This is a genomic window from Bradyrhizobium sp. NAS80.1 (genome assembly GCF_001908205.1).
In the GTDB taxonomy this organism is placed as follows: domain Bacteria; phylum Pseudomonadota; class Alphaproteobacteria; order Rhizobiales; family Xanthobacteraceae; genus Bradyrhizobium.
This window is the reverse complement of record NZ_LGHL01000168.1, coordinates 1-19,484: the sequence shown is the minus strand read 5'-3', so window position 1 is coordinate 19,484 and position 19,484 is coordinate 1. Positions and strand designations below refer to the sequence as shown.

The window sequence follows — 19,484 nt, the reverse complement described above, 5'->3', positions numbered from 1 at the left end:
ATTTGACGGATCGGGACAGAAACTTTACATTTCGGGACATCCGCGGGAATGGCAGGCAGGAGCGGTTCGCATGGCCGACCTCATTCGCAGCGCAAGCTTGAGCTATTACCCGGAGGTCGCCCGGTCGGTCGGGCTCGACCCCAAACAGATGATGCGCAAGGTCAGGCTGCCACTGGCCTGCCTCGACGAGCCCGATACGCCGATTGCCGTCACAAGCATGCGTCGCCTGCTCGAATTGTCGGCAAAGTCTTCGGGTGCCGAAGATTTTGGTCTGCGCATCGCCGAGCGCGGCGGACTCACCAATTTTGGCGCGGTCGGCCTGATCGTGCGCGAACAGGCGACCGTCGGCGAGGCGATCAAAGCTTTCTCGCGCTTCATCCATATCCATCACGACGGCATGCGGCTGGACGTCGCCCGCAACAAGCAGACCGTGACCATCACGGTGCATCTGCGCGGCAGTCAGCCGACCGCGCCACGCCAGTCGATCGACATGGTGCTCGGCAGCGTCCACCGCATCATCCAGTCGCTGTTCGGCAGCGATTGGCGGCCGCTGGAGGTTCACCTGCGCTATCCGCCACCGCACGACCGCAAGCGCTATCGCGCGTTCTTCGGCTGCCGCGTGATCTTCAATGCCGATGATGATGCGATCCTGTTGTCGGCACACGACATGGAGCGCCGGGTCCCGAGCGCCCATCCGCTAATCGCGAGCTATCTGCGCAAGCGGATCGAGGCGATCGAAGCGCGGCCGTCAAGCTGGGAGGAGAAGGTCGACGAGATCGTCCGCATCCTGCTCGCAAGCGGCGACTGCACGGTCGAGCGCGTGGCCGAGTACTTCGCGTGCACCCGCCGTACCATCCACCGTCATCTGGCCGAGGCCGGTACCAGCTTCTCGGCCATTCTCGACGCGCAGCGCGCCGATCTCGCGATCCAGTTGATCGACGATCCTGGCCGGCCGCTGGCCGGCGTCGCCGCGCAGCTCGGATTCTCCGCGCAAAGCGCGATGGCCCGCTGGTTCCGCGGCCGCTTCCGCTGCACCATCACCGAATGGCGCCGGGGCATGCGGCCCCAGGCCAGGCCGGCCAAGGTGCCTGCGGCGACCGCGGCTTAGCGCGCCGCGGCGGGCACCCCCATGATGGCCAATGCGCGCCGGCGGCTACCGGCGAGCAGCGGTCCGAACGCGATGGCAAAGCCAAGGAAAGCGACGACCCAGCCGCAGGCCGCAATGTGCAGCAGCGCATCACTATGCGCAGGCAGCACGACAGCTGCAACCCGCGCCAGCGCAGCGACGATGATCGCGACGTAGATGCCTTGCGTCGCGGGCGAGGCGGTCAGCGCCTGTCCGGTATGACCGAGGCTCGCACGCGTCATCACCGCGAGCGTCATGGTTCCGGCCGCGCCTGCCATCCAGGCATGAATGCCCGCGCTCGGCGGCAGCGCGCCGAAGACGGCCGCGGCATTCAGCAGGAAGCCGAACGGCACGAAGGCGTAGCCGACATGCAGGATCAGGAGCAGCCGCTCGCGCGAGGTGCGGTCGCCGGCCCAGCGCGCAAGCCGGACCAGGTGCAGGACACCGACAAGCGCCATCACCACGCCGGTGATGGTGCTCAGCGGCGCCACGATCCATGAGATGAGCGCGATCGCGCTGCATCCGATCACCGCGCCGTCAAAGCGCCCGAACGGCACCGGCAGGCGGCCGGGATTGAACTTGACCAGCCAGTTGCGGGTGAAGCTCGGGATGATGCGGCCGCCGATCAGCGCAATCAGCAGCACGACCACGCCGATGCCGACGCGGATGCTGACATCGGCCGCGCCTTCGAAATGCGATTCGAGATGAAAGGCGACGTTGCCCGCTAGCAGCACGAGCACCAGGACCACCACGGGCAGGTTGCGCCAATTGCCGCCCGCGATGATCTCGCGCGTCGCGGCGGCGACGACCAGGGCCAGGAAGGCAGCATCGACGACAAGCGCAAATGCCCACCCGATATCCGCCGACAGTGTCACGGCAATGCGCCCGGCCAGCCAGACCACCAGCAGCGCCCCCAGCGAGGTGCCCTGGATCGGCAGCCGCCCGGTCCAGTTCGGGATCGCGGTGAACAGGAACCCCGTGATCACCGCCGGCAGGAAGCCATAGAGCATTTCGTGGACGTGCCAGTCGCGCGGCGCGAAGGCGGAACTCACCGACAATTCGCCATAGAACATCGGCAGCCAGGCCAGAATCGACAGCCCCGCCTGGATCGCGGCCAGCAGGAAAAAGGGCCGAAAGCTGTTCGCGAACAGCGGCCAGCCCTGAAAGTTACGGGATCGGGCGCGAGCCATGGGGGCAACTCCTGTGAATTCGGACCGTTGTCTGGAAAAATACTGCCGCCCGGCCGGCCCGTTTTGCGCTATCGCAAACAACCGGACGATTGCAGGTGCCATCACACTCCCGAGCGCCAAGGAGGCAGAATGGCCAAGGTCGACACATCGCTGGTTGCGCATTTGCCGCTGTTTGGGGGTGTCAAGCCGGAGGACCTCGACGAGATCCTGCGCGAGGCCCGCTCGGCGCGCTACCCCAAGAACAGCACCATTTTCGAGCAGGGCGCGGACGCGCAATCCTTCTTCCTGCTGCTGCACGGCCACGTCCGCGCGGCCAAGACCACGCCGACCGGCGAGCAGATCGTGGTGCGCTATGTCTCGCCCGGCGAGACGTTCGGACTCGCGATGGCGATCGGAGCCGCGCGTTACCCGGCGACTGCGATGGCGGTCGATGACAGCGTCGTGCTGATCTGGCCGACCTCGGCCTGGCCACGGCTGATCGAGCGGTTTCCGGCCCTTGCCGCCAACACACTCCAGACCGTCGGCACGCGGCTGCAGGAGAGCCACACCCGCATCCTCGAAATATCGACCCAGCAGGTCGAGCAGCGCGTCGCGCATGCGCTGCTGCGGCTTGCCAAACAGTCCGGCAAGAAAGTCGATCATGGCATCGAGATCGACTTCCCGATTAGCCGCCAGGACATCGCCCAGATGACCGGGACCACGCTGCACACCGTCAGCCGCATCCTCAGCGGCTGGGAACAGCAGGGCCTCGTCGAGAGCGGCCGTCAGCGCATCATCCTGCGCGATCCACACAGGATCGTCGTGCTGGCAGAGCGGACGGTGGACAGCGGCCCGGCATGAGGTCGGCTTCCGGCGCGTTACTTCTGTCCGTGAAATAGGGGTGAGGGGCGCTTCCGCTTACGGCGAAAGCTCGCCCTCACCCGGGACTCCGCGCGCGCCCCGCGCGGACTCCAACCCGCCTCACGCCGGCACGCAATCGCACAGCGCGGCGAGGAATTTGTCGCGCTCGATGCCATGCTCGCGGCAGGCGTCTTCCACCGTGTGGAAGGTTGCAATCGGACAGCCGACGCAGGCCATCCTGAAGGCGAGGAACACGCGGATCGTGTGCGGCGCCGTACGCATGATGTCATCGACCAGATCGTCGGATCGGAACGGCATGGGAAACTCCCTTCCGAAATGACGATAGCCGAGCGGGGCGCGATCTCTTTGTTGAAGCGCAAGCTGGGGCGAAGTCGTCATTCCGGGGCACGCGAAGCGTGAACCCGGAATCCATCGAGCAACAACCCATGCGGTGAAATGGATTCCGGGCTCGCGCTGCGCGCGCCCCGGAATGACGGCGAGATGAGCTACACTGCCCGGCTGTGCAACTGCTTCGCTGTATCGAGATGCGCATCGAAGGCGGCGGCGACGCTGCGGACCAGGAAGCGCGAGTCGTTCGCGACCGCGAGGCGGTCGCCGTCCAGTCTCACCACACCGTCCGAGATTAGCGGCTTCAGGCGCGACGCCGACTTCAGCATCGCCTCCGCCTCTGCGCCATGGCGCGCGCAGATGTCACCGAGATCGGCGCTGAATTCGCACATGATACGCTCGATGATGTCGGCGCGCAGGCGATCGTCGTCGGTGAGGCCATAACCCTTCGCGATAGCGAGACGGCCGGCGGCGATGCTTTGCGAGTACGGGGCGATCTGCACCTCGTTCTGGACATAGCCTTGCGGTAGACGGCCGATTGCGCTTGCGCCGAAGCCGAGCAGGACCTCGCCTCTGTCGGTGGTATAGCCCTGGAAATTACGCCGCAATGTCCGATCCTCGAAGGCCACGGCCATGGCATCATCGGGACGCGCGAAATGGTCGAGCCCGATCTGCACGTAGCCGGCCTCCTTCAGCGCATTTGCGATCGCACAGGCCTGGTCGTGACGCGCAAGGCCATCGGGCAGATGGTTTTCGTCGATCATGCGCTGGTGCTTCTTGAAGGTCGGCACGTGCGCATAGCCGAACACCGAGAAGCGGGCCGGCGCGAGCTCAAGCGAACGCCGCACGGTATCAAGGCACGAAGCGACGGTCTGGTGCGGCAGCCCGTAGATCAGGTCGAAATTGATCCCCTTGATGTCGGCTCGCTGGAGCATATCGACCACGGAAGCCGTCTGTTCGTAGCTCTGCACGCGATTGATCGCGCGCTGCACGACGGGATCGAAACTCTGCACCCCGAGGCTCGCGCGGTTGACGCCGGAGAGCCGCATGGCCTCGACCATATCGGCGGTCAATGTTCGCGGATCGATCTCGACCGCGATCTCGGCCGACGGCAGCACGAAGAATGCGTGACGCATCGCCGCCATCAACTCGGCAAACGCTTCCGGCGCCACGATCGTCGGCGTGCCGCCGCCGAAATGGATGTGCTCCACCTTGATGCGGCGACCGATGGTTTCTGCGACCTGCGCGATCTCGCTCCGCAGCGTCTGCTGATAGGCCGCGATCAGCCCGTCGCGGCGGACGATCTGGGTATGGCAACCGCAATACCAACACATCTCACGGCAAAACGGCACGTGCAGGTAAAGTGACGCGCCGGCTCCCGAGGGAAGCTCGGCCAGCCATCGGGCGTAAGTGTCGGCGCCGATCGCCGGCGAGAAGTGCGGCGCGGTCGGATAGCTGGTGTAGCGCGGCAGACGTTCTTCGCCGTAGCTCGCTGCGAGATCAGTTCTCATGTCCTATCCATTCGTAAATCGATGCCGCACGGGGCCGCGGCAAATCCCGGATGGCATTGGATTACCCGTTTTCGGACCGGCGGCCTTGCGCTTGCTCAAAGTCTGAGCGCCGGATTGGGCCCATGGTGACGTTCAATCGTTGCCCCCGGAGATAGGCCATGGCGTCGTTCGCGCTCGATCTCGTTCTCTGGCTTACCGGCGTTCGCGGCCCTATCCCGCGCTTTGACGATTTTCGTCCCGTTCCTGCCGCGCCCACCGCCGGCGCCGGTTATATCGTGCGCATCCTGGCGATCATGGCCACTGTGTTTGCCGCGCTGTCGCTTGCGATCTGGGGCACGGTCTGGATTGCGATCCAGCTGCTCTAGTCGAAGCATCCATACATTTACAATTCAACGCAGCTGAACATGCGAACGATTTGCCGTTGCCGCGACTGACGTCGCACGACGTGCGGCGATGTCGTTCGCATCGCCGAATTTATCTTCGGCAAATTTCTTAAGGACTTTACCGGAGGTGAATCCGGCAAAAGCTTGTCGCAGCGCAAACACTCTTGCCAAGATCGGCGCACACTGCATCCGTCATCAAAACCCTTTCACATGAAGGATGCTTCCGATGTTCACCCGCAGAGCCGCATTGATCAGCGCCGCCGCGACCGCCCTGATGCTGGCGACACCCGCTTTCGCTGCCAACGATCTCAAGCTCCCGCGGCAGAAGGTCGAGCTGGTCGCCCCGCCCTTCGTGCATGCGCACGAGCAGGCCACGACGCAGGGCCCCAAGATCATGGAGTTCACGCTCACCGTTCAGGAGAAGAAGGTCGTCATCGACGACAAGGGCACCACCTTCCAGGCCATGACCTTCAACGGCTCGATGCCGGGCCCGCTGATGGTCGTGCATGAAGGCGACTATGTCGAATTGACGCTGGTCAATCCCGCGACCAACACCATGCCGCACAATATCGACTTCCACTCCGCGACCGGCGCGCTCGGCGGCGCCGAGCTCACGCTAGTCAATCCAGGCGAGCAGGTCTTGTTGCGCTGGAAGGCAACGCGGACAGGCGTGTTCGTCTATCACTGCGCACCGGGCGGCCCGATGATCCCCTGGCATGTCGTCTCCGGCATGAACGGCGCCGTGATGGTGCTGCCGCGTGACGGCCTCAACGACGGCAAGGGTCACGTGCTGAAATACGACAAGGTCTACTATGTCGGCGAGCAGGACATGTATGTGCCGCGCGACGAGAAGGGCAATTTCAAGTCCTACGACTCGCCGGGCGAAGCCTTCACCGAGACTGAAGAGGTGATGAAGAAGCTGATCCCCACCCAGGTCGTGTTCAACGGCAAGGTCGGCGCGCTCACCGGCAAGAACGCGTTGACGGCCAAGGTCGGCGAGAACGTGCTGATCGTGCATTCGCAGGCCAATCGCGACAGCCGTCCGCATCTGATCGGCGGCCATGGCGACTATGTCTGGGAGACCGGCAAGTTCTCCAACGCACCTGAGACGGGACTCGAGACCTGGTTCATCCGCGGCGGCTCGGCAGGGGCTGCGATGTACAAGTTCCTGCAGCCCGGCATCTACGCCTATGTCACGCATAACCTGATCGAGGCCGCAGATCTCGGCGCCACCGCGCACTTCAAGATCGAAGGCAAGTGGAACGACGATCTGATGACCCAGGTGAAAGCGCCTGCGGAGGTACCGGCTCCCGCCACCAACTAGACGCGACAAGGGGCCGGCCACCACCGGCCCCTTCTTCTTTTGGGGAATGACCATGTTGATCGCATTCAAACTGAAACTGGCACTGGCCTGCGCTGCGGGGCTCGCAGGACCGATTGCTGTTGCACCGCTGGTCTCGGACATGGCGGACCACGGCACCGCGACCGAGCCGGCCATCGTCAAGATCGCGCCGGGCAATCTGTCCTATCGCGAGGCCGGCGACTTCACGCGTGCCGGGCAGCAGGCCGAAGCTCCGCTGCGCGCGATGCGTTTCAATCGGCCACTCCACATCATGCGTGAGCAGGTCTCCTCCGCCGACTACCAGCTTTGTGTACAGGACGGCGCTTGCCGCGCGCTCGATCGCGGCGTCGCGATCGCGCTCGATCGCCCCGTCGTGCAGGTCAGCTGGCACGATGCGGAAGCCTATGCAGGCTGGCTGTCGCGCAAGACCGGCCAGCACTACCGCCTGCCGAGCGACGCGGAATGGGCCTTTGCGGCCGGCTCCAGATTCAGGGATGACGGCGCGTCGGTGGACGCAGACGATCCTGCAAAGCGCTGGATCAGCCGCTATGAGCGTGAATCCGAACGCGACCTCTCCGACACGACGACCTATCCGTTCGGCAAGTTCGGCCCGAACGAGCACGGCGTTTCCGATCTCGCCGGCAATGTCTGGGAGTGGACCTCCACTTGCTTCGTTCGTTCACGCGTCGACGAAGCCGGCAATGCCGGCCGTCCGACGGTGAATTGCGGCGTGCGCGTCGCCGAAGGCGCGCATCGTGCCTATGTCACCGACTTCATCCGCGACGCCCGTGCCGGCGGCTGTGCGCAGGGCGTGCCGCCCGCCAATCTCGGCTTCCGCCTGGTGCGCGAGGAGCCATCATGGGTCGCAAGCGTGTCGGCGCGGTGGGGAAAGGTTTGGGCGGCGAGGTCGTAGCCGGAATGAAGGCAGTGTAGCCGCGTAGCCCGGGTGAGCGAAGCGACACCCGGGAACGTCCCGCATATCACTTCGCTCATGCGGGGTACTCGCCGTCATCACGAGCGCGGCGAAGCAATCCAGAATCTTTCCGCGACGACAGCCTGGATTGCTTCGTCGCAAGGGCTCCTCGCAATGACGAGATTGACGCGCGCGTCCGCTCGCGCGCGGCGATCAAATCGCGCGCGCAAACATCCGAAAGCCGGGCGCGCCGATGATTGCTTCGAACGCGGATTCCCGCTTCTCCTCCGCATGAACAAAACCGGCTTTGGCGTAGGCGCGCTCGGCAGGATCATTGCCGATCAGGAACGATATCGTCGCACGGGCAAAGCCGGCCCCCCGTCCCTTATCCAGTGCGTTCGCGATCAGCGCCTGCACCAGGCCGCGGCCACGATATGCGGGATCGGTCGCGACATGCTCGATCATCCAATCGCCCTCGCCGCCCTGAACCCAGCAGGCGCGCGTGTAGGCACCGCGTTGACGGATGGCTTCCAGCTCGGACGCAGCAAGCCCGGTCACGGCCGCGACTTCCTCGATCGCGCGCCAGGCCGCAGGTCCGGTGCCTGCCGCAGGCAGGGCGCACAGCGCTGCCGCCGGCTTGCCGTCAATCTCGGCGATGAGGAATTGCGAGACGTGCCACATCGACACCGCACGTGCGGTCGCGGTGCGCGCAACGAAGTTGAGGCATTGCGCTTCAGGCCAGCCGAGCGCGACGTCGAACCAGCCGCGCGACCGGTAGCCGCGCTGCGACGACAGGATGGTTCGTGCGATGAAATCGGCGTCGCCGGGACGCGCAGACCGTATCCGTCATGCACGCCCCCTTTTGCGAAGCCTTTACGTGTTCTTCAGCGCGACGCGGAATTCGGCCTCGGTCTTGGCCTTGACCTCGTCGAGCGTGACGCCGTCGGCGAGCTCGATCAGGGCCATGCCGCCGTTGCCGTGCTTGTCGATGGTGAAGACGGCGAGATCGGTGACGACCATGTCGACCACGCGCTCGCCGGTCAGCGGCAGGTTGCACTGCTTCAGCAGCTTCGCGCCGTCCTTGGCGGAGTGCTCCATCACGACGACGACGCGCTTGACGCCGGCGACGAGGTCCATCGCGCCGCCCATGCCCTTGACCATCTTGCCGGGGATCATCCAGTTGGCGAGATCGCCGTTCTGGGCCACCTGCATGGCGCCGAGGATCGACAGATCCATGTGGCCGCCGCGGATCATGCCGAAGGAATCGGCGCTCGAGAAATACGAGGTTGACGGCAGCTCGCTCACCGTCTGCTTGCCGGCATTGATGAGGTCGGCATCTTCCTCGCCCTCATAGGGGAACGGGCCCATGCCGAGCATGCCGTTCTCGCTCTGGAGGCTGACGTCCATGCCCTCGGGAATGTAATTCGAGACCAGCGTCGGGATGCCGATGCCGAGATTGACGTAGTAGCCATCGCGCAATTCCTTCGCGGCACGCGCGGCCATCTGTTCACGGGTCCAGGCCATGTGAGTCTCCTGATACGCTTAAGCGGCGGTACGCGGGCGGGTGTTGCGGAATTCGATGCGCTTCTTGGCCGTGCCGACCTCGACGATGCGCTTCACGAAAATACCGGGCGTGTGGATGTGGTCGGGATTGAGCTCGCCGGCCGGGACCAGATGCTCGACCTCGGCCACCGTGACCTTGGCGGCGGTCGCCATCATCGGGTTAAAGTTGCGCGCGGTCTTGCGATAGATGAGGTTGCCGGCGGTGTCGCCCTTCCAGGCGTGCACGATGGCGAGGTCGGCGAACAGGCCGCGCTCCATCAGGTACTTCTCGCCGTCGAACTCCTTCACTTCCTTGCCCTCGGCGATCAGCGTGCCGACGCCGGTCTTGGTGTAGAAGGCCGGGATGCCCGCGCCGCCCGCACGAATGCGTTCGGCCAGCGTGCCCTGCGGATTGAATTCGAGTTCCAGCTCGCCGGCGAGGAATTGCTGGGCGAACAGCTTGTTTTCGCCGACATAGGACGAGATCATCTTCTTGATCTGCCGGGTTTCCAAGAGGCGGCTGAGCCCGATGCCGTCGACGCCGGCATTGTTGGAGACCACCGTCAGGCCCTTGACGCCGGAGTCCCGGATCGCGTCCGACAGCTCTTCGGCAATACCGCAGAGGCCGAAGCCGCCCGACATGATCATCATGCCGTCCTTGAGAACGCCCTCGAGAGCCGACTTGGCGTCGGGATAGACCTTGTTCATGCAAATTACCTTCGAGTGAACCTTCGGCTTGCAGGCCGTCGCGCCTTAGTTGGCGGCGATTATTAGGCGAAATCGTCCGAAGCCGTCAATGATACGGGGTTCTCCGTTCAGCCCCTGGGTGATAGAAGCTGCCCACGCCGTGGGCATAACTGTTCCGCGGCCTTGAAAGCGACAAGAAAACCGATCAAGTTGCGGGGGTTGGGCGTGGGCACGCAGGTTTCCCGGCCCGCCCATCTGGCTCCAACGACCAACCCGATCAGGACATGCCATTGACCATGGCCCAAGGAATGAAGCGCCTCGGGACGCCGATCGCGGCGCTGCTCGGCGTGGCGCTGATCGCCCTGATCGCGACCTCCTGGCTCATCAACCGCGACGCGCTGCGCAAGGCGGTGGAAGCGCAGATCCGGGACGTCACCGGGCTCGAGCTCAATGTCGCAGGCAGCATCGATATTTCGGTGCTGGCGAGCTACATCTCCTTCCACGACGTCGGCCTCAAGGGCGGTGGCACCAGCGACCCCGCACTCCATGTCGATGTGCTCACCGCCAATCTGCGGCTGCTGCCGCTGCTGCTGCAACGGTTCGAGATCGCCGACCTGACGCTGCTGCGGCCCCGCATTCATGTCAGCCTGAAGCCGGATGGCGAGAGCAACTGGACTCCCTTCATCCAGACCATTGCGCGCACCATGAAGCCCGGGTCCGACAACCAGATGTCGTTCTCCGAAATCAGGATCCAGGACGGCGTGCTGAATTACGAGGACGCCGCCACGCACGCCACCGAGCAGTTCGGCGACATCGACCTGTCGCTGGCCTGGCCCTCGATCTCGCGGTCGTTCGCCGCGACCGGACAGTTCGACTGGCGCGGCGAACGCGTCGACGGCTCGATCAGCTTCGCCGACTTCCTCGCCGCCCTCTCCGGCGACCGCTCGGGATTGAAGGCGCGGATCACCAGCGCGCCGCTCAAGCTCGCCTTCGACGGCAGCGTCGCCAACCGCACCAGCCCGATGATGGAAGGCACGCTCACCATCGACAGCCCGTCCTTGCGCAACGCGCTGCGCTGGACCGGCCAGCCGCAGCCCGGCAGCGGCGGCTTCGGCCGCTTCGCGCTGAAGGCGCGCGCCAATGTCGTGGGCGCCTCGATCGCGCTCACCAATGTCAATGTCGAGCTCGACGGCAACACCGCCGAAGGCGTCATGACCTACGCCAATAACGGCCGGCAGACGCTCCAGGCCACGCTCGCCGCCGACGCGCTCGACTTCACACCTTATATCTCGACCTTCCGCCTGCTCGCGAGCGGTGCCCGCGACTGGAACAGGCAGCTGTTCGATCTCAACGGATTGTCGACAACCGATCTCGACATGCGCCTGTCGGCGGCGCGGCTGACGGTCGGGCCTACGAAGCTCGGCCGCACCGCGATCGGCGCCAATTTGCGCAACGGCACGCTGGCGCTCTCGGTCGGCGAGGCCCAGGTCTATGGCGGCATCGCCAAGGGCTCGTTCGGCATCGCGCGTTCCGATACCGTCGCCGACATCAAGGCGCAATTCCAGTTCACCGACGTCGACCTGCAGGCCTGCGCCTCCGAACTGTTCGGCCTCAACAAGCTGTCCGGCCGCGGCAACATCAACGTCTCGCTCGTCGCCTCCGGCTCGAGCCCGTTTGGCCTCGTGCAATCGCTCGACGGCAGCGCCACCGTTACCGGGCATGACGGCGCGATCGCGGGCTTCAACGCCGAGCAACTCCTCAAGCGCCTCGAGCGGCGGCCGCTGTCTGGCGGCGGCAATTTCCGCAACGGCTCGACTCCTTACGACAAGCTCACCATCGCGGTGAAGTTCTCCGACGGTATCGCCACCGCCGAGGACATCCGCGTCGAAGGGCCGGCGACGAAGATCACGATGACCGGCACCGCCTCGGTGCCGACGCGCGAATACGACATGAAGGGCGTGGCGAGCCTCAACAGCGCATCCGGCTTCGAATTACCCTTCGTGGTGCAGGGTCCCTGGGACGATCCCCTGATCTTCCCCGATCCGGAAAGCTTGATCCGTCGTTCGCCGGCCTCCGCGCCGCTGCTCGACATGCTGAAGGACCGCAAGGCGGGCGATGCCGTGCGCTCCGCGATCGAGCGCATCACCGGCACCGGAAAGCGCCCCGCGCCGGCAGAATCGCCGACGGCGGAGAACGCCAAAGAGAATGCCAAGTCCAACTAACACGAAGTCCAATTGAGGACAGCGACCGATCCGTGTCGGCCATTCGACGCGAATTGATCCGGCCGAATTGATGCGGCGATTGGATCGATGCGCGCATTAAGCATCTCCACAGCGCGATAACCCACGACCTATGTCTGACAAGATGCCGCTAGATCGGCTAGCGGCCATGCGCTAGTGTTTTATCCGACCGGTTAAAACCCCGGCGACTTGAGGGAGAAAAACGTGAAATCCAAGGTTATTGGCGCAGTATCACTGGCGGTCGCTGCGGCCGGGCTGTTCGCGGCCGCTGCACCCGCATTTGCGCAGCAGAAGACGATTACGGTCTGGTGGGGCAAGGGCTTCTACCGCTCCGAAGACGACGCCCTGCTCGAGACGATCAAGAAGTTCGAAGCCAAGACCGGCATCAAGGTCGAATTGTCGCAGTACGCGATCCAGGACATGATTCCGAAGACGGTCGCCGCGCTCGATGCCGGCACCGTGCCCGATGTCGCCTATTCCGATTCCTATGACGTGCAGGCGCAGGGCAAGTGGGCCTATGAGGGCAAGCTCGAGGATCTCACCGATGTCATGGAGCCGATCAAGGACCGCTTCGTACAGAATACGCTGGACGCGTCGATCCTCTATAATGATGTCACCAAGAAGAAAGCCTATTACGGCTTCCCGCTGAAGCAGCAGAGCATGCACGTCCAGATCTGGGGCGACATGCTGGAGAAGGCCGGCTTCAAGCAGAGTGACATCCCGACCGACTGGGCGGGCTACTGGACGTTCTGGTGCGACAAGGTGCAACCGGCGATCCGCAAGGCCACCGGCCAGCGCATCTACGGCGTCGGCCAGCCGATGGGCGTCGAATCCACTGACGCCTTCCAGTCGTTCTACACCTTCATGGACGCCTATCACGTCAAACTCGTCGACGACGACGGCAAGCTCCTCGTGGACGACCCCAAGGTGCGCGACGGCCTGATCCACGCCATGAAGGACTACACCGACACCTACATCAAGGGCTGCACCCCGCCCTCCTCCACGACCTGGAAGGATCCGGACAACAACGTCGCCTTCCACAACAAGACGATCGTGATGACCCACAACTTCACAATCTCGATCGCGGCGAAATGGTACGAAGACTCCCAGAATCAGGCTCTCACCCAAGAGCAGCGTGACGCCGGCAAGAAGGCCTACGAGCAGGATATCGTCACCGCATCCTTCCCGAAGGCGCCTGATGGCTCGACCATCCGCTACCGCTCCGACGTCAAGACCGGGCTGATCTTCACCGCGGCCAAGAACAAGCCCGAGGCCAAGCAGTTCATCAGCTTCCTGCTCCAGGAAGAGAACGTCCGTCCCTACATCGAGGGCGCGCTTGGCCGCTGGTTCCCGGTGACGAAGGAAAGCCAGGAAAGCCCGTTCTGGCAGGCTGACAAGCACCGCAAGGCAGTCTACGCGCAGTTCAAGGGCGGCACCGCGGCGTTCGACTTCACCAAGAACTGGAAGTTCACGATCCTGAACAACGAGAACATCTGGGCCAAGGCGATGAACCGCGTCGTCAGCGAGAAGGTCCCGGTGGACAAGGCCGTCGACGAGATGATCGCCCGCATCAAGCAGGTCGCGGGCTAAACTCGATCCCTCCCTCTCCCCGCTCATGCGGGGAGAGTTGAAATGCTAACACCGGCCGCCTCGTGCGGCCGGAAGTCCTTTCAAAGAGTCCGAAAGAATGGCGATCACGCTCTCTGGCGATCAGTCAATCCCCGCACCGCCCTTGTCGTCGCGGCTGACCCCGGCGCAGGTCTGGGGCATCGTGCTGCTCGCACCCTATCTGCTCGTGTTCCTCGCCTTCGTCGTCTATCCCGTTTGCTACGGGCTGTGGCTGGCGCGGGCCCCTTCGAACTATGTCGCGCTCTATAATGATCCGATCTTCGCGCGCGCCGCGGTCAACACGTTGATCTTCCTGGTCATCGGCATCAACATCAAGATGCTGATCGCGCTGTTCCTGTCCGGCTTCTTCGCGCAGCAGCGTACCTGGATCAAATGGCTCTCGGTGATCTTCATCCTGCCCTGGGCGGTGCCGTCGATCCCGACCATCCTGTCGGTGCGCTTCATGCTCAATCCCGAATGGGGCGTGATCAGCCACCTCATCTTCTCCTTCACCGGCGATGACGGCCCGAACTGGCTGAACGACCCCACCGTGGCGCTGACCATGGCGATCGGCGTGCACATCTGGAAGTCGCTGCCGTTCTGGACGCTGATCCTGATCACCGGCCGCCTTGCGATCGCGCACGACCTGTTCGAGGCTGCCGAGGTCGACGGCGCGAGCTGGTGGCAGAAATTCCGTTACATCACCTGGCCGTCGATGCAGACGCTCTACGTCACCTGCACGCTGCTCTCGATGATCTGGACGCTGGGCGACTTCAACAGCGTCTACCTGCTCACCGGCGGTGGCCCGGCCGACCTCACGCACGTGCTGTCGACCCTCGGCATCCGCTATCTCCGGCTCGACCAGCTCTCGCTCGCGATGGCCTCCATCGTCTGCGCGATGCCGTTCGTCCTGCCGCTCGTGTACTTCATGATGAAACGGTTGTCGCGATGAAGCTTCCCTCCTTACGCGAAGTCGCGACCGAAGCGCGGTTGCTGCTGATCGGCATTCCCGTCTTCCTGTGGACGATGATTCCGATCTACCACATGTTCCTGTTCGCGATCTCGCCCAAGGAGGACGCGTTCTCGGGCAAGCTGTGGCCGGACCATCCGACGCTGCACAACTTCGAGATCGTGTTCAAGCAGCAGCACTATTTCCTGCGCGACTTCTACGTGCAGTTCTGGAACTCGACGCTGATCGCAGCCGCCGTCGGCGTGCTGACGCTGTTCATCGCCACGGCCGCGGCGTTCTCGATCTCGCGGCTGAAGGTGCCGGGCGGACGCATGGTGTTGAACCTCGCGCTCTTCACCTATTTCATCCCCGCGGCGTTCCTCGCCGTGCCGATGTACCGCACCATGGGCAATTACGGCCTGCTCAACAATCACTGGTCGCTGATCCTGGCGATGGTGACGATCGCCAGCCCTTACGCGATCTGGGTGCTGAAACAGGCCTCCGACAAGCTGCCGGTCGAGCTGGACGAGGCCGCCGTGATGGACGGCGCCACGACGCTACAGATCTTCCGCCTGGTCTACCTGCCGCTGATGATGCCCTCGCTGGTCGCGATCGGGACCTATGCGGTCCTGCTCGCCTGGAACGAATATCTCTACGCGTTCCTGCTGCTCTCGAACGACCGCCAGATCACCCTCCCCGTCGCGCTCGGCAACTTCCTGGCCGCCGACGACTCGCCGTGGGAGCTGTTGATGACCACCGGCTTCATCTACGCGCTGCCGCCGGCCGCAGTCTATTACGCCTTCCGCCGCTACATGGTGGGCGGGCTCACCGCGGGTGCGGTGAAGTCTTAGGCAAGCAGTCTTTCCGGGGCGCGCGCAGCGCGAACCCGGAATCTCGAGATTCCCCAATGCGCAATTGCGCATTGGGGTTCGATGCTCCGCATCCCCCCGGAATGACGTTTCTTACAGCGGCGCCGCGCTCTCGCCCTGCGAGCTCGACAGTTTCGAGGCCAGCGAGGCAATCACGATGACGACCGCGATCAGGGCGATCACCAGCGTGCAGATCGCGTTGATCTCGGGTTTCACGCCGAGCCGCACCTCCGAATAGATCCGGATCGGCAGCGTCGCCGAGCCGGGGCCGGTGGTGAAGCTCGCGATCACGAGATCGTCGAGCGAGAGCGTGAAGGCCAGCATCCAGCCGGCGACGATGGCGGGCGCGATCAGCGGCAAGGTCACGGCGACGAACGCGCGAACCGGGTTGCAGCCGAGGTCCATCGCCGCCTCCTCCAGCGAGCGATCGAGCGAGCCGAGGCGGGACTGCACGACCACCGCGACGAAACACATTGTCAGCGTAGTGTGCGCAAACGTCACCGTCCAAAATCCGCGCTCGGCGTTCAGCGCCACGAACAGGAGCAGCAGCGACAATCCGGTGATCACCTCCGGCATCACCAGCGGCGCATAGAGCATGCCGGAGAACAGCGTGCGGCCGCGAAATCGCTCGCCGCGCGACAGCGCCACCGCGGCGAGCGTGCCGAGCAGCGTGGCGATGGTCGCGGCGGCGACCGCAACCCGCAGGCTCATCCAGGCAGCCTCGATCATGGCGCGATCGTTGAAGAACTCGCGATACCAGCGCAGCGACCAGCCACCCCACACCGTCACCAGCCGCGAGTCGTTGAACGAATAGATGACGAGAATGAGGATCGGCAGATAGAGGAACGCCAGCCCGAACGCGAGCGAGGCGATGTTGAAGCGGGACAGGCGAGAGACCTTGCGCATCACCTCACCGCCCCTGTTCCAGCTGGCGCTTCTGGAGCCGTTCGTACAGCAGCAGCGGCACCAGCAGCACCACCAGCAGAACGATGGCCGCTGCGGAGGCGACCGGCCAGTCCTTGTTGGTGAAGAATTCGAGCCACAGGGTCTGGCCGATCATCAGCGAATTGGAGCCGGCCAGAAGGTCCGGGATCACGAACTCACCGACGATGGGGATGAAGCACAGCAGCACGCCGGCACCGACGCCGGGCAGCGACAGCGGGAAGGTGACGAGCCAGAACACCTGCCACGGCGGCGCGCCGAGATCAGAGGCCGCCTCCTCCAGCGCCGGCTCCATCTTGGCGAGCGTGGCATAGAGCGGCAGGATCATGAATGGCAGGTAGGAATAGACGATGCCGATATACATCGCGCTGTCGGTGGAGAGCCACACCACCGGCTGGCTGACCAGATGCAGCGCCAGCAGGATCTGGTTGAGCAGACCGTCATGCTGGAGGATGTTGATCCAGGCGTAGATGCGGATCAGGAACGAGGTCCAGAACGGCACGATCACCAGCACCATCGCCACCGCCTGCCAGCGCTTCGGCAATCGCGCCATGCCGTAGGCAATCGGATAGCCGATCAGCAACAACAGCGCGGTCGCGGTGACGGCGACGGTGAGGCTGCGCAGATAGGCGTACACATAGATGTCGTCGGAGCCGAGCAGCTTGAAATTGTCGAGCGACAGCGCGGCAAAGGCCGCCTTCAGCGCCCCCCACCCCGCCGTCACGTCGAACACGGGCTCGTAGGGCGGCTGTGCGATCGCGGTCTGTGACAGGCTGATCTTGAGCACGAAGGCGAACGGCACCAGGAAGAACAGCACCATCCAGACATAGGGTGCGATGGCGGCAAAACGCGCCGGTCGCGCGAAGATGCGGCGTGCGCTCATGACGGCAGCACCACGCAGTCGTCGGGCGTGAACCAGGCAACGACATTCTGGTTCAGGCTGTAGGCGTCGACGTCGAGGCGCGCGCTGTTGACCACCGAAGCCTGCAGCATTCCACCGGTATCGAGCTTCACCTTGTAGATGGTGGTGCCGCCGAGATAGCAGATGTCCGCGATCACGCCGTCCAGCCGGTTGATCGCCGTTTCACGACCGGCTTCGCTCACCGGAGCGCGGCGCGAGAGCTTGACTTTCTCCGGGCGGATCGCGACCGAAAATCTTGTCTCGCCGAGCGCCTCGCGCGGCTCGGCCACCACCAGCGTGCCCGCATCGCGTGTGCCGATGACCAGGCGGTGACCATCGCGCAATTTGAACTCGGCGTCGAACAGGTTGATGTCGCCGACGAACTCCGCGATCCAGCGCGAGCGCGGCGCTTCGTAGAGCTCGCGCGGGCTCGCGACCTGATCGAGCCGGCCGGCCTTCATCACGCCGATCCGGCTCGCCATCGTCATCGCCTCCTCCTGGTCGTGGGTGACGATGATGAAAGTCATGCCGAGCCGGCGCTGGAGCTCCATCAGCTCGCCTTGCGTGCTCTCGCGCAGCTTCTTGTCCAGCGCCGCGAGCGGCTCGTCCAGAAGCAGGAGCTGCGGACGGCGCGCCAGCGCCCTGGCCAGCGCGACGCGCTGGCGCTGACCGCCGGAGAGCTGGTCGGGCTTGCGCTTCTCCAGCCCCTCGAGCTTCACCAGCGCGACCATCTCCGAAACGCGCGTGGCGATGTCGGCGCGGGCCATGCCGGCGCGTTTCAGGCCGAAGGCGATGTTGTCGCGCACCGACAGGTGCGGGAACAGCGCGTAGCTCTGGAACATCATGTTGATCGGACGTTCGTGCGGCAGCGCCTGCGCGATATCCTTGCCGCCGAGCAGGATGCGTCCTTCGTCTGGCGCCTCGAAGCCGGCGAGCATACGCAGGAGCGTAGTCTTGCCGCAGCCGCTCGGGCCAAGCAGCGCAAAGAACTCGCCCGCCTTGATGTCGAGCGACACGCCGTCCACAGCGCGGAACGACCCGAACGTCTTGGCGACACCCTCGATGCGCAGCAGCGGCTGGCCCGCCGCAGGACGCACATCTCCGGCCGCATCAACCGCGGCATCTGTTCTGGGCAACTCGTCAGTCATGTTCCCTGCCAACCCCGATTCCGCCGCACGCTAGCGGCCGATCGTCCCTAGCTCAACCGCTTCGGGGCAAATCGCTCACATCACCTTTCGCCATGAACGCGGCCAGCGCGTCGCAATCGGCGGCCGGCATGGTCAGGCCGAGCTTGGAGCGGCGCCACAGGATATCCTCGGGGAAACGCGCCCATTCGCGGCTCATCAGATAGCGCACTTCGGCGCCGGTCAGTTCGGGACCGAAGGCCGGGCCGAGCTCGCCGCGGCTCTTCGCCTCACCAAGGACAGCCGGCAATCGCGAGCCATAGGCCGCGACCAGGCGTTGGGCCTGCGGCTCCGAGAGAAACCGCCAGCGGTCGCGTGCGGCGTCGACCTCGGTCTCGAAACCGTCCCAGGCGAAATCTCCGCCGGGCAGCGCTGCGCCGGCGGTCCAGCGCGGCGACATCGGATAGAACGGGGTCAACCGCGTCACGGCCCGCTCCGCGCGCAGGCGCGAGGTGGTGACGTCGCCGCCGAACATCGTGATCAACGGCGCCTTGCGCCGGCGTGCATGGAACAGCGTCGTGCGGTCGCGTCGCCGCGCGGACGCCAGCGTCAGGTTAACGCCTGAGACCGTCCGGACCACGTCGGCCGGAGCAACACGCTCGCGGAAATAACGGCTGGCGGCTTCACAGAGATAGCTGACGTCGGCCCCCGGCATCGCCACGATTGCCGGATCGCCGATGAAAGCGCGCGTGACCGTGCCGATCAGCGTGAAGTCGCGCTCGAGGGGGGGATGCGAAGATCAGCTGTCCATCATTGTTCTGGAAGACGTAGACGTTGTCGGACTCGAACACCCGCGGCACGATGATCTGGCTCATCTGCATGGCCGCCATGGCGGGCTGCGGCTGGCGCAGCACGGTTTCCGCGACCAGCGGCGTCCAGCCGCCCGTGGCGTTGGCCAGCGCCCGGGCC

19 protein-coding genes and 1 pseudogene are annotated in these 19,484 nt (G+C 64.6%); 9 read left to right on the top strand and 11 right to left on the bottom strand.

The features are described from left to right. Positions 1 to 70: 70 nt before the first annotated feature. Entirely contained in the window at positions 71 to 1,108 is a 1,038-nt protein-coding gene (locus AC629_RS32855; RefSeq protein WP_084808957.1) for an AraC family transcriptional regulator, read from the top strand. Here AC629_RS32855 and AC629_RS32850 read toward each other — a convergent pair. After that, entirely contained in the window at positions 1,105 to 2,316 is a 1,212-nt protein-coding gene (locus AC629_RS32850; protein WP_084808956.1) for an NnrS family protein, read from the bottom strand. The two genes, AC629_RS32855 and AC629_RS32850, sit on opposite strands and share 4 nt — an antisense overlap. A gap of 129 nt (positions 2,317 to 2,445) precedes the next feature. Between AC629_RS32850 and AC629_RS32845 the strand changes: the two genes are divergently transcribed. Next, positions 2,446 to 3,156: a Crp/Fnr family transcriptional regulator gene (locus tag AC629_RS32845; protein ID WP_084808955.1), complete on the top strand. Its 711-nt coding sequence runs from the start codon at positions 2,446 to 2,448 to the stop codon at positions 3,154 to 3,156. A 120-nt stretch (positions 3,157 to 3,276) separates the two neighbouring features. On the opposite strand, the gene AC629_RS32840 is transcribed toward AC629_RS32845, so the two are convergent. Both AC629_RS32840 and hemN read right to left on the bottom strand, forming a co-directional pair. Next, positions 3,277 to 3,474 carry a DUF1858 domain-containing protein gene (locus tag AC629_RS32840; protein WP_084808954.1) on the bottom strand — a complete coding sequence of 66 codons (198 nt, stop codon included), beginning with the start codon at positions 3,472 to 3,474 and terminating at the stop codon, positions 3,277 to 3,279. A gap of 188 nt (positions 3,475 to 3,662) precedes the next feature. Continuing rightward, positions 3,663 to 5,015, bottom strand: coding sequence for an oxygen-independent coproporphyrinogen III oxidase (hemN, locus tag AC629_RS32835; protein WP_084808953.1), 1,353 nt, complete (start codon positions 5,013 to 5,015; stop codon positions 3,663 to 3,665). Positions 5,016 to 5,173: 158 nt separating this feature from the next. Here hemN and AC629_RS32830 point away from each other — a divergent pair, with 158 nt between their 5' ends. Then, positions 5,174 to 5,380, top strand: coding sequence for a hypothetical protein (locus AC629_RS32830; RefSeq protein ID WP_084808952.1), 207 nt, complete (start codon positions 5,174 to 5,176; stop codon positions 5,378 to 5,380). A gap of 24 nt (positions 5,381 to 5,404) precedes the next feature. On the opposite strand, the gene AC629_RS47205 is transcribed toward AC629_RS32830, so the two are convergent. Further along, positions 5,405 to 5,569, bottom strand: a complete 165-nt coding sequence (locus tag AC629_RS47205) for a hypothetical protein (protein ID WP_168195630.1) — start codon at positions 5,567 to 5,569, stop codon at positions 5,405 to 5,407. A gap of 55 nt (positions 5,570 to 5,624) precedes the next feature. On the opposite strand from AC629_RS47205, the gene nirK reads away from it, so the two are divergent. Then, a complete protein-coding gene (gene nirK, locus AC629_RS32825) occupies positions 5,625 to 6,722 on the top strand; it encodes a copper-containing nitrite reductase (RefSeq protein ID WP_084808973.1) in 1,098 nt (365 codons plus the stop codon). A gap of 52 nt (positions 6,723 to 6,774) precedes the next feature. After that, positions 6,775 to 7,653: an SUMF1/EgtB/PvdO family nonheme iron enzyme gene (locus tag AC629_RS32820; protein WP_084808972.1), complete on the top strand. Its 879-nt coding sequence runs from the start codon at positions 6,775 to 6,777 to the stop codon at positions 7,651 to 7,653. Between the two features lie 213 nt (positions 7,654 to 7,866). On the opposite strand, the gene AC629_RS32815 is transcribed toward AC629_RS32820, so the two are convergent. The 3 genes from AC629_RS32815 to AC629_RS32805 form a co-directional block, all read right to left on the bottom strand. Further along, positions 7,867 to 8,334: a GNAT family N-acetyltransferase gene (locus AC629_RS32815; RefSeq protein ID WP_245332061.1), complete on the bottom strand. Its 468-nt coding sequence runs from the start codon at positions 8,332 to 8,334 to the stop codon at positions 7,867 to 7,869. Positions 8,335 to 8,526: 192 nt separating this feature from the next. Further along, complete coding sequence (locus AC629_RS32810; protein WP_084808950.1) at positions 8,527 to 9,177, bottom strand: CoA transferase subunit B; 651 nt, start codon at positions 9,175 to 9,177, stop codon at positions 8,527 to 8,529. An 18-nt stretch (positions 9,178 to 9,195) separates the two neighbouring features. Continuing rightward, on the bottom strand, positions 9,196 to 9,903 hold the full coding sequence (locus AC629_RS32805; protein WP_084808949.1) for a CoA transferase subunit A: 708 nt from the start codon (positions 9,901 to 9,903) through the stop codon (positions 9,196 to 9,198). Positions 9,904 to 10,178: 275 nt separating this feature from the next. Between AC629_RS32805 and AC629_RS32800 the strand changes: the two genes are divergently transcribed. From AC629_RS32800 to AC629_RS32785, 4 genes are all read left to right on the top strand, one after another. Beyond that, positions 10,179 to 12,104 carry an AsmA family protein gene (locus AC629_RS32800; RefSeq protein ID WP_084808948.1) on the top strand — a complete coding sequence of 642 codons (1,926 nt, stop codon included), beginning with the start codon at positions 10,179 to 10,181 and terminating at the stop codon, positions 12,102 to 12,104. Positions 12,105 to 12,326: 222 nt separating this feature from the next. Beyond that, positions 12,327 to 13,712, top strand: a complete 1,386-nt coding sequence (locus AC629_RS32795; RefSeq protein WP_084808971.1) for an ABC transporter substrate-binding protein — start codon at positions 12,327 to 12,329, stop codon at positions 13,710 to 13,712. 97 nt (positions 13,713 to 13,809) lie between these two features. After that, the gene (locus AC629_RS32790) at positions 13,810 to 14,682 is read left to right on the top strand and encodes a carbohydrate ABC transporter permease (protein WP_084808947.1); all 873 of its coding nucleotides are present in this window, start codon (positions 13,810 to 13,812) and stop codon (positions 14,680 to 14,682) included. After that, the gene (locus AC629_RS32785; RefSeq protein ID WP_084808946.1) at positions 14,679 to 15,530 is read left to right on the top strand and encodes a carbohydrate ABC transporter permease; all 852 of its coding nucleotides are present in this window, start codon (positions 14,679 to 14,681) and stop codon (positions 15,528 to 15,530) included. The genes AC629_RS32790 and AC629_RS32785 overlap by 4 nt, the downstream gene beginning before the upstream one ends. 111 nt (positions 15,531 to 15,641) lie before the next feature. Here the strand turns inward: AC629_RS32785 and AC629_RS32780 are convergent, their stop codons facing one another. The 4 genes and pseudogenes from AC629_RS32780 to AC629_RS32765 form a co-directional block, all read right to left on the bottom strand. Then, positions 15,642 to 16,454, bottom strand: coding sequence for an ABC transporter permease subunit (locus AC629_RS32780; RefSeq protein ID WP_084808970.1), 813 nt, complete (start codon positions 16,452 to 16,454; stop codon positions 15,642 to 15,644). A gap of 4 nt (positions 16,455 to 16,458) precedes the next feature. Continuing rightward, a complete protein-coding gene (locus AC629_RS32775) occupies positions 16,459 to 17,373 on the bottom strand; it encodes an ABC transporter permease (RefSeq protein WP_084808945.1) in 915 nt (304 codons plus the stop codon). Further along, positions 17,370 to 18,539 (bottom strand): ABC transporter ATP-binding protein, encoded by a 1,170-nt coding sequence (locus AC629_RS32770; RefSeq protein WP_084808944.1) that lies wholly within the window; start codon positions 18,537 to 18,539, stop codon positions 17,370 to 17,372. Before AC629_RS32770 ends, AC629_RS32775 begins: the two co-directional genes overlap by 4 nt. Positions 18,540 to 18,591: 52 nt before the next feature. Next, positions 18,592 to 19,484 (bottom strand): annotated as a pseudogene (locus AC629_RS32765) (FAD-dependent oxidoreductase); the annotation flags it as partial.

Bases quoted from the DNA above. Each gene is read 5' to 3' on its own strand.
- AC629_RS32780 (WP_084808970.1), bottom strand. From the start codon at position 16,454: ATGCGCAAGGTCTCTCGCCTGTCCCGCTTCAACATCGCCTCGCTCGCG.
- AC629_RS32805 (WP_084808949.1), bottom strand. From the start codon at position 9,903: ATGAACAAGGTCTATCCCGACGCCAAGTCGGCTCTCGAGGGCGTTCTC.
- AC629_RS32850 (WP_084808956.1), bottom strand. From the start codon at position 2,316: ATGGCTCGCGCCCGATCCCGTAACTTTCAGGGCTGGCCGCTGTTCGCG.
- AC629_RS32820 (WP_084808972.1), top strand. From the start codon at position 6,775: ATGTTGATCGCATTCAAACTGAAACTGGCACTGGCCTGCGCTGCGGGG.
- AC629_RS32815 (WP_245332061.1), bottom strand. From the start codon at position 8,334: ATGTGGCACGTCTCGCAATTCCTCATCGCCGAGATTGACGGCAAGCCG.
- AC629_RS32775 (WP_084808945.1), bottom strand. From the start codon at position 17,373: ATGAGCGCACGCCGCATCTTCGCGCGACCGGCGCGTTTTGCCGCCATC.
- AC629_RS32790 (WP_084808947.1), top strand. From the start codon at position 13,810: ATGGCGATCACGCTCTCTGGCGATCAGTCAATCCCCGCACCGCCCTTG.
- AC629_RS32770 (WP_084808944.1), bottom strand. From the start codon at position 18,539: ATGACTGACGAGTTGCCCAGAACAGATGCCGCGGTTGATGCGGCCGGA.
- hemN (WP_084808953.1), bottom strand. From the start codon at position 5,015: ATGAGAACTGATCTCGCAGCGAGCTACGGCGAAGAACGTCTGCCGCGC.
- AC629_RS32840 (WP_084808954.1), bottom strand. From the start codon at position 3,474: ATGCCGTTCCGATCCGACGATCTGGTCGATGACATCATGCGTACGGCG.
- AC629_RS32800 (WP_084808948.1), top strand. From the start codon at position 10,179: ATGGCCCAAGGAATGAAGCGCCTCGGGACGCCGATCGCGGCGCTGCTC.
- nirK (WP_084808973.1), top strand. From the start codon at position 5,625: ATGTTCACCCGCAGAGCCGCATTGATCAGCGCCGCCGCGACCGCCCTG.
- AC629_RS32830 (WP_084808952.1), top strand. From the start codon at position 5,174: ATGGCGTCGTTCGCGCTCGATCTCGTTCTCTGGCTTACCGGCGTTCGC.
- AC629_RS32845 (WP_084808955.1), top strand. From the start codon at position 2,446: ATGGCCAAGGTCGACACATCGCTGGTTGCGCATTTGCCGCTGTTTGGG.
- AC629_RS32810 (WP_084808950.1), bottom strand. From the start codon at position 9,177: ATGGCCTGGACCCGTGAACAGATGGCCGCGCGTGCCGCGAAGGAATTG.
- AC629_RS32855 (WP_084808957.1), top strand. From the start codon at position 71: ATGGCCGACCTCATTCGCAGCGCAAGCTTGAGCTATTACCCGGAGGTC.
- AC629_RS32785 (WP_084808946.1), top strand. From the start codon at position 14,679: ATGAAGCTTCCCTCCTTACGCGAAGTCGCGACCGAAGCGCGGTTGCTG.